At 62.5% G+C, this 15,196-nt stretch carries 11 protein-coding genes and 2 pseudogenes; 8 read left to right on the top strand and 5 right to left on the bottom strand.

Translation table 11 applies throughout. The features are described 5' to 3' along the window. Nucleotides 1–6: 6 nt before the first annotated feature. The 5 genes and pseudogenes from AC07OC_RS09175 to AC07OC_RS09155 form a co-directional block, all read left to right on the top strand. The gene (locus AC07OC_RS09175; protein ID WP_494600955.1) at nucleotides 7–1,989 is read left to right on the top strand and encodes an IPTL-CTERM sorting domain-containing protein; all 1,983 of its coding nucleotides are present in this window, start codon (nucleotides 7–9) and stop codon (nucleotides 1,987–1,989) included. A gap of 58 nt (nucleotides 1,990–2,047) precedes the next feature. Further along, nucleotides 2,048–3,697 (top strand): IPTL-CTERM sorting domain-containing protein, encoded by a 1,650-nt coding sequence (locus tag AC07OC_RS09170; protein WP_494597054.1) that lies wholly within the window; start codon nucleotides 2,048–2,050, stop codon nucleotides 3,695–3,697. A gap of 127 nt (nucleotides 3,698–3,824) precedes the next feature. Further along, entirely contained in the window at nucleotides 3,825–4,067 is a 243-nt protein-coding gene (locus AC07OC_RS09165) for a hypothetical protein (RefSeq protein ID WP_369643951.1), read from the top strand. 3 nt (nucleotides 4,068–4,070) lie between these two features. Then, nucleotides 4,071–4,979 carry an Lcl C-terminal domain-containing protein gene (locus AC07OC_RS09160; protein ID WP_494601009.1) on the top strand — a complete coding sequence of 303 codons (909 nt, stop codon included), beginning with the start codon at nucleotides 4,071–4,073 and terminating at the stop codon, nucleotides 4,977–4,979. A gap of 335 nt (nucleotides 4,980–5,314) precedes the next feature. Next, nucleotides 5,315–5,511: pseudogene (locus AC07OC_RS09155) on the top strand (IS3 family transposase); the annotation flags it as partial. Between the two features lie 142 nt (nucleotides 5,512–5,653). Here AC07OC_RS09155 and AC07OC_RS09150 read toward each other — a convergent pair. After that, entirely contained in the window at nucleotides 5,654–6,697 is a 1,044-nt protein-coding gene (locus tag AC07OC_RS09150) for a GlxA family transcriptional regulator (protein ID WP_494600953.1), read from the bottom strand. Between the two features lie 693 nt (nucleotides 6,698–7,390). Between AC07OC_RS09150 and AC07OC_RS09145 the strand changes: the two genes are divergently transcribed. Next, nucleotides 7,391–9,142: a methyl-accepting chemotaxis protein gene (locus AC07OC_RS09145; RefSeq protein WP_494600951.1), complete on the top strand. Its 1,752-nt coding sequence runs from the start codon at nucleotides 7,391–7,393 to the stop codon at nucleotides 9,140–9,142. A 273-nt stretch (nucleotides 9,143–9,415) separates the two neighbouring features. On the opposite strand, the gene AC07OC_RS09140 is transcribed toward AC07OC_RS09145, so the two are convergent. Further along, the gene (locus AC07OC_RS09140; RefSeq protein WP_494600949.1) at nucleotides 9,416–10,324 is read right to left on the bottom strand and encodes a bestrophin family protein; all 909 of its coding nucleotides are present in this window, start codon (nucleotides 10,322–10,324) and stop codon (nucleotides 9,416–9,418) included. Between the two features lie 330 nt (nucleotides 10,325–10,654). Here AC07OC_RS09140 and AC07OC_RS09135 point away from each other — a divergent pair, with 330 nt between their 5' ends. Then, entirely contained in the window at nucleotides 10,655–11,290 is a 636-nt protein-coding gene (locus tag AC07OC_RS09135) for an FABP family protein (protein WP_494600948.1), read from the top strand. Nucleotides 11,291–11,663: 373 nt separating this feature from the next. Further along, nucleotides 11,664–11,908: pseudogene (locus AC07OC_RS09130) on the top strand (DUF3363 domain-containing protein); the annotation flags it as partial. 177 nt (nucleotides 11,909–12,085) lie between these two features. Here AC07OC_RS09130 and AC07OC_RS09125 read toward each other — a convergent pair. From AC07OC_RS09125 to AC07OC_RS09115, 3 genes are all read right to left on the bottom strand, one after another. Then, entirely contained in the window at nucleotides 12,086–13,003 is a 918-nt protein-coding gene (locus AC07OC_RS09125) for a leucine-rich repeat domain-containing protein (protein WP_494600946.1), read from the bottom strand. Between the two features lie 70 nt (nucleotides 13,004–13,073). Then, nucleotides 13,074–13,994 carry an IPTL-CTERM sorting domain-containing protein gene (locus tag AC07OC_RS09120; RefSeq protein ID WP_494600944.1) on the bottom strand — a complete coding sequence of 307 codons (921 nt, stop codon included), beginning with the start codon at nucleotides 13,992–13,994 and terminating at the stop codon, nucleotides 13,074–13,076. Nucleotides 13,995–14,145: 151 nt separating this feature from the next. Continuing rightward, nucleotides 14,146–15,126: a helix-turn-helix transcriptional regulator gene (locus AC07OC_RS09115; protein WP_494600942.1), complete on the bottom strand. Its 981-nt coding sequence runs from the start codon at nucleotides 15,124–15,126 to the stop codon at nucleotides 14,146–14,148. Between the last annotated feature and the right edge of the window lie 70 nt (nucleotides 15,127–15,196).

Here is a 15,196-nt window from a genome sequence, read left to right as displayed (position 1 = left end):
CACCTTATGACATGCCGCCCCCTGTCCTCGACGCTGCTGCTCGCCAGCCTGTTCTGCGCCTCTGCGGGGGCCGCCACGGTCATCGTCACCAATGTGGGCGACGCACCGCTGGGCGGCGCGGTGAATTGCAATCCCGGCAGCGCCACTTGTACGCTACGCGCGGCCATCGAGCAGGCGAACGCCAACATCGACGCGGACACCATCGCCTTCAACTTTGGCGGAACGCCCACCACCATCAGTCCCGCCACGCCGCTGCCCGCTATCGCCTCCCAAGTCACCATCGACGGCTACACCAACGGCGGCACCCCCAACAGCGCCGCCACGGGAACGAACGCGGTCATCACCGTGCGCATCGATGGCGCGAATGCCGGCGCCGACACATTCGGCATTCATCTGCGGCCCGGCGCATCCGACTCGGTGGTGCGCGGCCTGGCCATCACACGCTTCGGCCATGCGGGCATGCTGGTCACTTCCAACCAGACCTACGACGTGTACCGGGTGCAGGTTCTTGGCAACTTCATCGGCACCGACGGCAGCGGGTCGCCGGACGACGCGGCCGGCCTGCTCGCCAACCGGCACGGAATCTACGTAGCCAACTACGCCCAGAGCACCTCGGTCGGCGATGGCTCCCCCGCCGGGCGCAACCTGGTCGTGGCCCGCACCGATGGCATAGGCATCGCCGCCTCCGACAGGGTGCTGGGCACCCGTATCCACGACAACCTCATCGGCACCGGGCGCAGCGGCAACCAATTGCGTGGCGACGCGGCCACCGGCGTCCAAGTCTATGGTAGCAACAGCGTCACCATCCGCACCAACGTGATCGGCGCGCGCCAGACGGGCATCGACATCGTCAACGAGAGCGACAGCAACGACATCCAGGCCAACCGCATCGGCGTGGGCGCCGACGGCGCCTCGCCCATCGGCGGCAGCGGCCACGGCGTGTTCATCCGCAATCAGCAAAACATCAACCAATCCTTCCCCTGGCACAACCGCGTGGGTGGCGCGGGCGCGAGCGAGGGCAACACGATCGCCCACTGGGGCGGCAGCGGCATCCGCGTGGAGCACAACCTCTTGCAGGTGAAAAACCCTCAGGGCAATAATTGGCGCGGCAACAGCATCTACAGCAACGGCGCCTTGGGCATCGAGCTGATCGACCCTGCCAACCCAGCCGCCGTGGGCTCCGACCCCGCGCAGCCCCAGCCCATCTGGGCGGTGCGCCAACCCATGATCGCCAGCACCACCGGCAGCGCCGCCGGCACGCAAATCTACGCCACGCTGATGGACAGCCAATCGCCCAGCGCCGTCTACCGCGTGGAGGCCTTCGCCAACACCGCCTGCGATGCCAGCGGCTATGGCGAGGGCCAGGTCTTCCTGGGCGCGGCCGACGTGCAGACCCACCCCAGCGGCGGCTGGGCCGGGACGCTGGCCTTTGCCGCCCTGCCCGCCGGCCACACCCATGTGGCGCTGACGGCCACCCTCATCGGCAAGAACGGCTACGCGGAGAGCTCCGAGTTCTCGCGGTGCGTGGCCGTGCAGGTGCAAGGCGGCGCGGGCGGCGACGCCACGCCGCCCGCAGTGACGCCGGGCAGCGCCAGTGTGCCGGTGAACCAACCCTTCAGCCACACCCTGGCGCAGTACGTGACGGCCACCGACGGCGACGCTCTCCAGCCCTACGCGCTGCTCGGCACGCTACCGCCGGGCGCGGCCTTCAATGCCGCCACAGGCCAGCTCACCGGCACGCCCACCGCGCCTGGCACCTACCCGCTGATGTTGTCCGCCACCGACAAGGACGGCACCGCCAGCGCGGTGTTCACGCTGACAGTGACGGGCACTGGCAATCCAGGCGGGCCGGGTGGGCCAGGCAACCCAGGTGGCGCCGTGGCCGTGCCCACGCTGGGCCACGCCGCCTTGGCGCTGCTCTCTGGCCTGCTGGGCGCTCTGGGCCTGTGCCACCGATTCACTATCAAAAAGAGAGCTATTCGCGTCTGATGGACAAGCGCTAGTACCCAAAAACACTCAAAAAAGGCCTACTGAGGAGGAACCATCCATGCAAACCATCCGCACCCTGTCCGCCGCGCTGCTGCTCGCGTACCTGTTCTGCCCCCCTGCGGGGGCGGCTACCTTCGTTGTCAACGAAGAAGGTGACGGCATCGACACTAGTCTGGGCGACGGCCTGTGCACCACCACGGTCGGCCACTGCTCGCTGCGCGCGGCCCTGCTGGAATCCTCCATGCACGCAGGCCCCCACCGCATCGAATTCAACGTCCCCACCGCGCCCAACACGCCCGCCGTCATTGCGCCCAACTCGCCCCTGCCCGTCATTGCCAGGCTCATCGTGATCGATGGCACCACGCAGCCTGGCTCCAGCGCCAACACGCTGGCGGTGGGCAACAACGCCGTCGTCAACGTGCGGCTGCACGGGGCCAACGCGGGCGCGGCAAACGGCCTGCGGTTCGACGCGGGCGCGTCCAACTCGGTGGTGCGCGGCCTGGCGATCACGGGTTTTCAGAACAACGGCATCGTTCTGAACGGGCTGAACGTGCCGGGCGGCCTGAGCGGGGTGACCATTGCGGGCAACTTCATCGGCACCGACGGCTCGGGCTCCATCGCCGATGCCACGGGCACGCTGGCCAACACGCGGGGCATCTTCATCTACGACGGCGCTGCCAACACCATGGTGGGCGGCAGCGCCCCCGCTGACCGCAACCTGATCGTGAGCGGTTCCCTCAGCTTCGGCATTTCGGTGAGCTCCACCTCCACCGGCACCCAGGTGCGGGGCAACTACATCGGCACCAACCGCGCGGGCCTGCTGCGCGTCGGCACCTATGTGGGGGTGGCCGTTGACGCATCGGGCGGCAGCGGCCTCTATGGCAACGTGATCGGCGCCATCGACACGGGGGTGCTCCTGTATGGCGGCGTCAGTGGCGTTTCCTTGCAGGGCAACGCCATCGGCGTGGGGGCGGACGGCGCGGCCAACATCGCGGGCTCCGGCAGCGGCGTGTACATCACCAACGGCGGAACGGCCTGGAGCCCATCGCTCATCCGCGTGGGCGGCGCCGACCCCGGCGAGGGCAACACCATTGCCCACTGGGGCGGCAACGGCGTGCGCGTGGAGCGCAACGATGCGGGCGCGCCCGACCTGCATTACCACAGCATCCGGGGCAACAGCATCCACAGCAACGCGCTGGCGGGCATCGAGCTGATCGACACCGCTGGCGGCAGCGTCACGGTGAACAGCGGCCAGCCCGCCCCCGCCATCACCAGCACAACGGGCAATGCGCAGGGCACAGTGGTGAACTTCAGCCTTGCCAACGCGGCTGCCAATGCCACACATATCTACGAGGTATTCAGCAACGCCACTTGCACGCCCCAGGGGCGTACCTACCTGGGCGGGCTGCAAGCGGGTACCGACGGCAGCGGCACCTACACCGGCAGCATCAACCTGCCGGCCGTGCCAGCAGGGAGTTTCCTGACCATGACGGCCACGCACAACTTCGGCGGCAACAACCAGTTGGAGACTTCCGAGTTCTCGGGCTGCGTGCAGGTGCAGGCCGGCCCGGGCGGCCCCGGCGGCAATCCGGGCGGTCCCGGTGGCCCCGCCGCCATCCCCACACTGGGCCATGCGGGGCTGGCGCTGCTGTCTGGCCTGCTGGCAGGCGCGGGCGCGCTGCAGCGGCGCAAACGAGGTTGTGAATAGAAAGTGGTTGAAGCGCCTCCTCAGCGGGCGCCAAAAGCTATCAGATCGGTACCTGACCGATCATGTGGGCGGCTCGAAATCTCTGGCGGCCCCAAGCCCCAGCGCGGGCATCCGCAAAAGCATCTGCGTGCCCCTCCGCGACACCGTCGATTCGGTGCAGCATATGGACGCCACGGGCAGACGCGCGCCGGCGCCCGGCCCCGTCAACCCCTGGGGCTTCTTCGGCGCCATCATCTGCTACGTGCCCATCAGCAGCACGTCCACCGGCTTCGACACGTTCACCTACACCGCCATCGATGTCGATGACAACGAGAGCGCGCCCGTCTCGGTGACGATCGAAGTTTTCGAGGTCAAGGTACCACCGATATGAAGTATCCAACCGCCGCCGCCCCGGCCCTGCTGGCCTGCACTGCCCAGGCCGCCCCGCTGCAATGGGACGCCTGCCCCTGGGGCCAGACCTCATCGGGCAGCGCCTGCACCGGCACGCCCGCGCTGCTCACTTGGCAGCAGGCAGCAGGCCAACGCCGCGCTCCACCAAGGCCAAACCGACTGGCGAGTGTCCAACCGCACCGAGCTGGAATCCACCGTGGACTCGGCCGCGCCGGGCGCAGGCACCTTCTGGTCGTCCACCAACTCCCACCCCGCGCCCGCCCAAGCGTGGGGCGTGGATTGTTGCGACAGCGCCTCGCACCCCGCCGCCAAGACCGCCGCCCTGGCCTTGCGCCTTGTTCGCGACGGCACGGCCGCGCAAGCCTTCCAGTCGCCCGGCCCCGCCACCACGCCCGCGCTGCCCCTGCCCAGCCAGCCGGGCCAGACGGCGCAGGCCGTGGTGACGGGTGGCGGGGCGGGCTGCGGCTTTACCCACGCGCAGTTCGTGGCCGCGTCCACCGCGGCCCCGCCCCCTGCCAGCGTGAAGTTGGCGGCTGACCTGTTCGATCTCATCCTCGAAGGCTGCACGCCCAGCCGCACGGTGCAGATCACCATCACCTCCCCGCATGCAATGGCCGCCAACCAGTTCTGGAAGCACGGCCCCACGCCCGGCCAGGGCGCGCACTGGTACGCCTCCCCGCGAGCCACGATCAGCGGCTCTGCGGTGGTGCTGACCCTGACCAACGGCGCGCTGGGCGACGGCGACCTGGACGCGACCAATGGCCGTATCGTGGATGCAAGTGCGCCTGCGATGCCGGTCGCCCCGGCGACCATCCCCACGCTGTCGCTGTGGGGCCTGCTGCTCCTATCGACGCTGTTGGGGCTGGTAACGTGGCGATGGCGACGCGCGTAGATCGCTATATTGTTGATCTCCACGCAAGCCGAACCCAGCGGCGATGCGGAAAAAAAACATGAACTACTAGGAGGTAGTTCACATATTCGTACAGAGACAGAATTCGCGCCAGATAAGCCATACGTCAAATGTTACAACCTTGTCAGGCCAGACCGCCGTCGGCAGGGCTACCCAGAAGGAGGCGGCTGTTGACCACTATCTTTCTCACAATCTCTGCATTGTTGCCACCGTAAGGGCGCAGGGCTACACTGGTCGTAGGATGTTGACTGCATGTAGTTGCGAGACGCTTCCTGAAAGCAGGAAGACCGTGTTGACCGGTAAAGATTCTCTGAGACATAGGGACGCATCGGTACGCGGAGCGCGTCAATATGATGCTCGATGCTTTCATCGAAAAGATGGCAGGCGGCAACAGACGGCCGTGGTGCTCACTATCGCTGGCAGGCTGGCTATCGCGGATCGCAGATGTGAAGCTCATTTGCTCGATGTCACGCAAGGGGTGCTCGCCGGACACGCAGCCTGCGGAGGCCTCTTCTTGCTGACCTCGTGCAGCCTGACGGATTCGTGGACGTTGAGGAACTCACCATGCAGCCTGCCATTGAGTTTCGGTTTTCTCGGTGACCGATCCATTCGGGCTGTTCCCAAGCGAGTCAATGCGCTATAGGCCTCATCTAGGTTCACGATACTACGCTCCGATTCGTGCTGTCCGAGATCAATCCGTCGCTCTTTCGATATTCTCCAGGCGTTACGCCCCAATGCTTTTTAAACCCACGCTGAAGCGTGTCTACCGAATCCAGTCCACACCGATGGGCAATTTGATCAATGCTCCAATCCGTCTCGCGCAGTAGCAATGCGGCATGGCTCAAGCGGGTTGTCAGCACGTACTTCGACGGACTACTCCCGGTAGCCCGCTGAAACAACCGCGTGAGATGCCGCGGACTGAGGGATATATGCTCTGCCATGGTCTCCACGCTCAGGTCGTTGGCCAGGTTCTGGTAAATCCAGGCCAGCAAATCCCTCATTGTGTCGCTGGCTTGCGCCTGGGTGTTCAGGAGCGGACTCATCTGCGGAGACTGGCCAGGGCGCATTCCTGACAGCACCAAGAGACGCGCAATTTGTGATGCGCAGTCCCTACCCAGGTCCTCTTCAACCAACGCAAGCGAAAGATCAATCCCCGTCAGGATTCCGGCGGAGGTCCAGACGTTTCCATCACGCACAAATATCTGGTCGCTGACCACTGTCGTGCCAGGGCACAGACGTTGAAGCAGTCCACAGGCACTCCAATGGGTCGTGCAGCGTCGTTCTTGTAGTACGTTGGAATGCGCAAGCGCAAACGCTCCAGTACACACACTCGTCACTCGGCGAGCACTGGATGCAACTGCCTTTATCCATTCAGAGAGATCACTACGTTGCAGTTCATGGAGCACCACATCCTCATGCCCTCCGGCAATGATGAGCGTATCGATCGATCGAGGATCAATCGCAGCCCAAGGTGCGTCGGGCAGGATCGCAAGTCCAGCATTGGAGTTGACGGCCTTGTCATGCGCCGCGAGCACGCGCAGCGCGTAGCTTCCCGGAAGCCAGACGTTCGCCTTGCTAAAGACGCTCAGGGGACCTGCAATGTCAAGCAATTCCACCCCGTCAAAAACCACCACGGCCACCTGTCTTGCCGACCCAACATTGGCTGATTCTGCGGCAATTTTGTCATTGATATTTCTCATGGCCGACTCTACAAACAAGCTGTTGCTGATGGATTTCTTTGCATAGGACTAGTGCGCATTTCAACACCAAATCGCGTCCTGCCGGTCCAAATCTGATAGATATGAATACGCGTTTTCTGAACGCATTTCCTCCAAGGGGAAAGCAGTGCAAGCGCGATGAGGGTGGTTCAAAATTGGCAGTGCAAACAACGGTTGCACTGCTGTTTCGGAATTCCAAGATATCTACGACAACAGGAAATCCGATGGAAAAACACAGATGTGGGCACGCTGCTGCAAAGGACGGATCGTGCGATGTAGGCAGCCGCCACGGGCAAGAGGCGCGTTGGCACAGCAACTCAATGCCGAACCAAAAAAAGCCAGGCCACTCGTACACACCTCCATGCCGCTGGAAGTGCTGCTCCCCGGCGGTTGCACGTTGGGCACGTATTGGATCGCGCCCGCTCGGCCCGCTACAAGGTTCTGGAAGAAACCTAGGTGCAGATCATCATTTGACACAGAAAAGTCGGTCCGAGGCGCCACCAAAGGCCCTCCCAATCATGCAGTTCAAAGGCAACGGCATGCGAACCAGTGAATCTCCTGCCGGTTTAAGGAGATCGAAGTGCTGGTGAACAGGAACGAGAGTGGACAGGTCAAGGGTGTTCCACCACAGGAACGAATGGCAGCCAAATCCAATAAACAACAATGGAGGGAAGAATGAATCGTCTGAGTATTTCCACTCGGCTTGTGGCAGCTTTCTCAGCCATGGTGCTTCTGCTTATTATTCTGGGGGGCGTTGCATTAGCACGATCAGCAAGCCAACACACAGAGCTCAATGACATCGTCACCAGGCGGATTCCCATTACCAAATCCATGGGCGCGCTGGCGGATGGAGTAAACGTTCAAGCCATCCAGTTTCGGAATCTTGCGCTGTCGACATCCGACACCGTCGTCAAGCCATCTCTGGAACGAGTGGCGGGTGCGCGGGCATCGATTGCAAAGGAACTTCCTACACTCACCGACTTGATCCGATCTGAGAAAGGGAAAGAGATCCTGGCTCGCATGCAGCAGCACCGAACGGGCTTCCTGGGGTTGGGCGACGAGTACATCAGCTTGATTCAGAAGGGAGAGAGGGACGAGGCGTTGAAGTTGCTTCAAGATCGACTTCGGCCTGTGCAACTGGAGTACCAGAAGACGATCCAGGAACAGGTCGACTACCAAGCCCAGGTCACTGCGGCCGCTGGCGAGCGGGCGGAGGCTGCGGCCAGATCCTTGGAACGCGATGTATGGATCACCGGTGCGATAGCAGTTGGATTGGCGATCTTCTTGGCGATCACCATCATCCGCTCCATCATCCGCCCGCTGGCACAGGCAGTGGAAGCGGCGGACCGTGTCGCGAATGGTGACCTCAGCGGCCATATCAGCGTGAAGACAACGGACGAGACGGGTCAGTTGTTGAGCGCGCTACATCGCATGCAGCAGAGTCTGGTGAATACCGTCAGCGCAGTACGGCAAAACGCTGAAGGCGTGGCATCAGCCAGTTCGCAAATAGCCTCGGGCAACAACGATCTTTCAGCCCGGACGGAACAGCAGGCCAGCGCATTGGAAGAAACCGCCGCATCCATGGAAGAACTGGGTTCCACCGTGCGCCAAAACGCGGACAACGCCCGCGAGGCCAACCAGTTGGCAGTGAATGCATCCACCGTGGCGGTGCAGGGTGGCGACGTAGTGGCTGAAGTAGTCGAAACCATGAAGGGCATCAACGACAGCAGCAAACAGATTGCAGACATCATCAGTGTGATTGACGGCATCGCTTTTCAGACGAACATCCTGGCCTTGAACGCTGCGGTGGAAGCAGCCCGGGCGGGCGAACAAGGCCGTGGCTTTGCCGTGGTGGCCGGTGAAGTCCGCAGCTTGGCTGGCCGCAGCGCCGACGCCGCCAAAGAAATAAAAAGCCTTATCACCGCCAGCGTGGAACGGGTCGAGCAAGGCACCCTTCTGGTAGACAAGGCAGGGACAACGATGACCGAAGTGGTCACATCCATCAGGCGGGTCACAGACATCATGGGTGAGATCAGTGCGGCCAGCAGTGAACAAAGCGCAGGCGTCGGCCAGGTGGGAGAAGCCGTCACGCAGATGGACCAGGTAACTCAGCAAAACGCGGCGCTGGTGGAGGAGATGGCCGCAGCAGCCAGCGCACTGAACGCCCAGGCGGGGGAACTGGTCCGTGCTGTAGCGGTGTTTAAGCTGCCAAACAACGGTAGAAGTGACAGTTCCATCAGTTCCCCAACATCCCCTCAACAGAACAAACCTCCAGCGATGCCGCTGCCAGCCCTGCGTGCGGTACCAACCGCTCCTGTGACTAGTCGCGTGGCCGTGCTAAAAACAGGGCAGCGTGCCTCCGCCATTCCACAGGACCAAGCCGTGAAACATCCTTCAGGCAGAAATGAGGAATGGGAGAATTTTTAGAAGGAGACGGATGATGTCGGCAGAGATTTTCTCCGCTTGCTTCTCACGCCACTCTTCATCGCATCCTGCTTGCGCTGGATTTTCACTTTCTTCCCAGAGGACCGTGCGAAAGCATGCAGAGTTCATCGAAACCAGGGGCGTATCGGAAGCGCTGCCTAGACTCAGGAGAGTGAGAACTCCAGGGACGTCGTGCGCCATGCCGGCATGAAGTTGTACAAGGACAAGAAACGACGCAAGGCCCGGGTCTTCAAAAAAATGTCCCGACAAGCCCGATCAAGTCAAGATGATTTCTGCGGCATCGGGCTTCTCGAGCAACTGCTCACCAAGCATCTCACGAAGAGATTCCTCGATCATGCTGGACATTGCATCCAGAGCAAGGTCGTTCGGAGCCATCCCAAATGGCTCCTCGATCTCCGCCGCCACAGCCTCCAAAGCAAAGAAAGTGTATGCAATGAATCCCGCGACAACGGGAGTCATGGCCCCAATGGAGTCAACCAGACCAAAGGGTAGAAGCAGGCAATAGGTAAAGACTGTTCTATGAATCAGTACGGAATATGTGAACGGAATCGGTGTGTTGGCAATCCTTTCACAGCCGCCGAGTGCATCGCAGAGGTGGGTCATAGAGGATTCCATGACCGGGACGAGCACCGGCGACAGTACACCTTCCTGGCGTTTTTCACGAACCCAATGGCTTGCGTGAAGCAGCAGTGCAGCCGGTTTGTAGCGCAAATTCTGCAAGCGGGCACAATCACTGTCCGAGAGCAGGCGCCGAAGATCAGGGGAAGGGTCACTGCCGCGCAACTGATGTCTCAGAGCATGGACAAAGGCAATCAGATACATCGCGAAGTCGCGCGTATGTGATGGATCATCGATGTGTGTAAGGGCTTGCCGAACCAACGAGCGTGTGTCATTCAACAGGACCCCCCACAACATGCGTGCCTCCCAGTAGCGCGCATAGCTTGTACTGTTGCGAAACCCCAAGAATATTGCCAGAGTCAGGCCGATCAGCGAAAACGGCACGAAGGTCAGCTGGATTTTCCACTGAAGAAGTTGCCCGTGGCACATCGTCACGAGCACCGCGAATCCCGTCGCTGCAACCAGTTGAGGGGCGATGTCAGGCAGGACCGACCCTCGTAGCACAAACAGCATACGCAGCCAGTGAGGACGTGGACGGACGATCACGATGAGTAGAAAAATAGAACCTGTGAAGCCACCAGAAGCCTAGCATTCATCGCAAAAGCTTATCTCGTGTTGTGGAGAGGGCATCCCGATCAGCTAACCGGATGCCCCTTACCTCTGGCTTGAGGTTGTCAGTTTGACACTGGAGAAGCATGCTGCCCGCAGCTGATCCTGATATGGGGCACAACTGGCACTCGCATCCCAGCAACAAACGCCCGTTGTACGTCATTGTCCCTCGGATGGTTCGCAGGACGAGAAGGGGCGATTTCGTATCCAGCGATACTCATGCAAGCAACAATTGAACCACCGACGACCTCAACCATTGCCTCACCCATGCCCAATTTTCCCGAAGATATTTACACGGAACCCTCCAATCTGGATGGAGATACCCTCGCCAACCTCGGACCGTTGCGCAGAATGGCGGGCGTTTGGCGTGGCGAGAAAGGCATTGATGTCAAACCCAAGGCACAAGGGCCAAAGACACAGGTCTACGTCGAGCACTATGAGTTGCAACCGATAGACCCTCAAACCAATGGCCCACAGGTCCTGTATGGCCTGAGATACCACACCTACATTCACAAGCCAGGCCTGAAGAAGATGTATCACGACCAAGTGGGCTACTGGTTGTGGGAGCCCGCCACCCAAACTGTCATACATACCCTGGCAATCCCACGGGGCCAAATCGCCATGGCAAGCGGCCAAACGAGCGCAGAGTCAGATAGCTTCGAACTCTCAGCCACGCACGGAAGTCTGGTGAACGGGATCGTGTCCAACCCATTCATTGAGCATGCATTCACTACCATGGAGTGGCGTATCAAGGTCATGTTCAACGCTGATGGGACTTGGTCCTACGATCAAGACACGGTAATGCAAATCAAGGGCTTGGTCGAACCTTTTCACCACACCGATCGCAACACCCTCACGAAAATCGCCGAGGCGACACCGAATCCATTGGCCGTCGGGAACTGATCGGCAGACCTCGGTCTTGAACCGACCCGCAAACTTCGGCGCGATTCGGTCGCCTCAGCAGCAAATGCTCATGAATGGGGTTACGAGACAGCGCTGTGCGATGGATTGCCTCGTGGAGGAACAGGTGCCGACGCTGTACGCCCCCTCCCCTTCTCGCACACCAATGGCGTGGCAGTTCTGCAGATGACATCTCAAAGGGATTGCAGTGGGCGAGGCCAATTGACTGCGCACGCGCGCAAAACCGAATCCGCCCTCTACAAGGACGGACCTGGCGCGATGAAGGGCACGCTGGAGCCCACAGCTACTAGATTCTCAATGGGAGAGTTGCTTCAGATGGCGGTGGGCTCTTTCCGGTTAGGAGCAGCCCCAGGGGCGCGGCCAATGTGTGGTCTTGGTGCGCAACCTACTGGGCACACTGCGCAATCGCGAATTAGCGCAGTCCACCAGGGACATTGCCTCCGAAACTGACTTGGAGTGCCCCCTAGCCGACGGCCAGCGTACAGCTGGCATCTACCGCTGCAGCGTGATGCTCTCCAGTGCCGCTATGCGATGCTCGATGACGGTAAGGCGTTCAGCTTGGTACCCTGGAGGCCCGTGATCGAGCAACGACTGGGCGGGTAATTTGCCGCAACGATGCAAGGCGGCGGAGTCGTATATGGAAAACTGGACACTACGGGGTCCGGAGGATGGTCTGCTCGGAGCCGGCTCGCTGGCCGTGCATCCGCGGGCGCTGCGGGTGGTCCTGTTGCACGCGGTAGTGCAGGATGACGTCGAACTGCTGGAGGCCAAAATGCTTCAAACCCGCTGGCGCCGCAGCGCCACGAAGCCGAGCGTGGCGGCGGCCAGCGACAGCAGCGCCAGCGCCCACTCGCCCAGCGTGGGGACGGGGGTGATGCCCAGGCCGGGCGGCGGCGGGGTGCAGGCGGCGTGCCAGGGCGTCTCGCCCGTGGCCACGTTCCAGTCGTTGCTGACGGAGGGCGTGAGGTGGTTGGGGCAGAGCTGCGAATCGTTGGTGAGCAGCGAATTGGGCGCTGCGGGCACGGGACCGGTGAGCAGGTTGTCGTTCACATACAGGCGCTGCAAACCCGGGGGCAGCGTGGGAATGCTGCCCGTGAGCTGGTTGTAGCCCAGGCCCAGTTGCTCCAGCGCGGGCGCGCCGGCCAGCGAGGGGATGGCCCCCGTGAACTGGTTTTGGCGCAGCCCCACCACCCGCAGCGCCGGCAGGTTCTCGAATGGCGGGAGGCTGCCGCTGAACTGGTTGTTGAGGGCGTAGTACCACTGCAAGTGCTGCAGCCCAGCGGGCGCGGGCAACGCACCTGTGAACTGGTTGTTGCCGATACTAAAGAACTCCAATTGCGCCAGGCCCGCGATGGCCGGCACGGGGCCAGCCAGTTGGTTGTTGTACAGCTCGATGGCCTGCAGGTCCGGCAGAGCCGACCAGTCGGGCAGCGGCGTGTTCGCGGGACTGACCAGGTGGTTGGACGAGAACTCCAGCCTCGTGACGGTGTCGCCCGTGCAGACCACGCCGTACCAGGTGCACTCGGTGCCGACGGCGCCGCCCCAGTTGTCCTGCTGTGTCCAGTCCACGCCGCCGGTGGCGGCGTAAAAGTCCAACAGGTATTGCCGCTGCGATGCGGGAATGTCGGCCTGGGCACTGCCTGCGGCCAGCAGGGCAATGAGGGCAAGAAAACGGCGGAGTAAAGAGGCTGTCATGGTGATGGTTCTTCTATGAAATAGATAGCTGCTTGTGCTTTGTGGGGGGGCGCTGGAGCCCAATAAGGCTTCAGACCCTACGCCGCTGCAGCGCGCCCAGGCCCAGCGCGGCGGCGGTGAACGCGAGAAGAACCAGTGCCCATTCGCCCAGCGTGGGCACGGCAGTGGTGCCGCCCAGCCCCGGCGGCGGGGCGGTGCAGTTGTCGTACCAGGGTGTTTCGCTTGTGGCCGCATCCCACGCCGGGCTGTTCGAGGGCGTGAGGTAGTTGGGGCAGAGGTGCGAGTCGCCGGCGTCCAGCGCGTTGGGGGCAGCGGGTACGGGGCCGGTGAGTTGGTTGTTGCTCACGTTCAGCCGAAGCAGCCCCGGCGGCAGGACGGGGACGCCGCCCGTTAGCTGGTTGTTCTGCAGGGCCAAGATTTCCAGGGTGGACACGCCGGTGAGCGGTGGAATGGGACCGGTCAGCTGGTTGTCGCGCGCCGTGAATCGGGTGAGCGCCGGGAGGTCGGAAAGCGCCGGAATGCTGCCGCTGAACTGGTTCGCGTTGACGTTGTAGGCATCCAGGTGCTGCAGTCCGGCAGGGGTGGGCAGCGCACCGGTGAACTGGTTGACGGCGAGGTTGAAGTCCTGCAACTGCGCAAGGCCCGCAATGGCGGGCGCGGGGCCCGTCAATTGGTTGTTGCCCAGGGCGATTCTTTGCAGGTCAGGCAGCGCCGCCCAGTCGGGCACGGGAACGCCCACGGAATTGACCAAGTGATTGCTGCTCAAATGCAGCTCAGTGACGGTGGTGGCACCCCCATCGCACGTCACGCCGTGCCAATTGCACTCGGTGCCTGCGCCGCCGCCCCAGCCGGTGTTGTCGATCCAGGTGGGGCCACCGGTGGCAGCATACAAATCCAGCAGGTACTGCCGCTGCGATGCAGGGATGGCGGCCTGTACGCTGCCTGCGGCCAGCAGGGCGAGGATGATGGAAAGGCCGCTGAAACGGCGCAAAGGACGAAAAGGGCGAAGAAATGTGCTTGTCATGGCACAGCCTATTCTGGGAAAAGGGCTGTGCGGTGTCGTTGTCGGCAACGACAAATGACTGGTTCAAAACGACATAAAGAGCAAAGGCTCCGGGCGTCGCGTGCGCAACGCGCAATACTCAACCTGCGTTGCGCACCTCGGTCGGCGTCATGCCGAAGCGCCGCTTGAAGGCCCTGCTGAAGGCGGAGAAGTCGTCGAAGCCGTTGTCTTGCACGATCTGCAGCACCAGGCGGTGGCGCTGGCGGGGATCGGCCAGCGCGGCGCGCACGCGGTCGAGCCGTGCGTCGCGCACGAAGTCGGAAAAGCAGGTGCCCTCGCGCGCGAACAGGCGCTGCACCTGGCGCGGAGTGAGGTGGTGCCGGCGCGCGATCTGCGCCAGGCTCAGTTCATGCTGGTCAATGCTCGCGAGGATGTCGCGCCGAATCAGTGCCAGGCGCGGTACGTGCAGTGCATCGCTCTCGGGCGGCTGCTCGCTTCGCGCGACAGGCGCGAGCATACGGGCCATCAGCTCCAGCAGGTGCGACTGGGCCGATTGCAGCAGCGGTAAGGACAAGGCGGGGTCACCGGGCATGCTGGCAAGCAGTTGTGCATAGCCCATGGCGAGAGCGGGTTCGGGCATGTCTGGGGGCAGTAAGCGCAGAGGGGCTTCTTCCAGCCCCGGCACCTGCTGCGCCAGAGCGGAATGAGGCACCAGAATGGCAGCGCTGCAACCGCCGTGGGGCGTGATGTATTCGTGCACGCGCGCTTTGGAGATGATGCCGAATCTGCCGTTCGAAAGGTCAATGCTTTCACGCGGCGTGTGGACGGTGCTGCGGCTCCAGCTCACCCCCAGGTACACGTCGTCAGCACCATCGCGCAGCATCTCGGGCGAGCGCCAGATGTGCATGGGCGTGTGCTCGGTGCGCACGTACACGCAGTCGTCGCCCAGAGGCATGACGGTAGCTGACAGATCCAGCGGAACCGCGCCCTCGCAAGGCCACAGATCCACGCGCATGACCTCGCGGCCCAGCAGTTCGCGCACTGCATCGGCTTTGTCGCGCCCGGCGTAGTCGCACGAGGACAGGCGCATTCTCTGAGGAACGGCGAGCGTTTCAGGCATGGTGGCTCCAGGGAATGATCACCGCAGTGTAGATGCCCGCTGGTAGTGGTCGGCCGGATGGGGTTGTGCG

Source organism: Acidovorax sp. GW821-FHT10E04, assembly GCF_059415185.1.
Note: the sequence above shows the minus strand (reverse complement) of the source record. Positions and strands in the feature narration are given on the sequence as shown.

Bases quoted from the DNA above. Each gene is read 5' to 3' on its own strand.
- AC07OC_RS09175 (WP_494600955.1), top strand. From the start codon at position 7: ATGACATGCCGCCCCCTGTCCTCGACGCTGCTGCTCGCCAGCCTGTTC.
- AC07OC_RS09170 (WP_494597054.1), top strand. From the start codon at position 2,048: ATGCAAACCATCCGCACCCTGTCCGCCGCGCTGCTGCTCGCGTACCTG.
- AC07OC_RS09150 (WP_494600953.1), bottom strand. From the start codon at position 6,697: ATGAGAAATATCAATGACAAAATTGCCGCAGAATCAGCCAATGTTGGG.
- AC07OC_RS09145 (WP_494600951.1), top strand. From the start codon at position 7,391: ATGAATCGTCTGAGTATTTCCACTCGGCTTGTGGCAGCTTTCTCAGCC.
- AC07OC_RS09135 (WP_494600948.1), top strand. From the start codon at position 10,655: ATGCCCAATTTTCCCGAAGATATTTACACGGAACCCTCCAATCTGGAT.
- AC07OC_RS09125 (WP_494600946.1), bottom strand. From the start codon at position 13,003: ATGACAGCCTCTTTACTCCGCCGTTTTCTTGCCCTCATTGCCCTGCTG.
- AC07OC_RS09115 (WP_494600942.1), bottom strand. From the start codon at position 15,126: ATGCCTGAAACGCTCGCCGTTCCTCAGAGAATGCGCCTGTCCTCGTGC.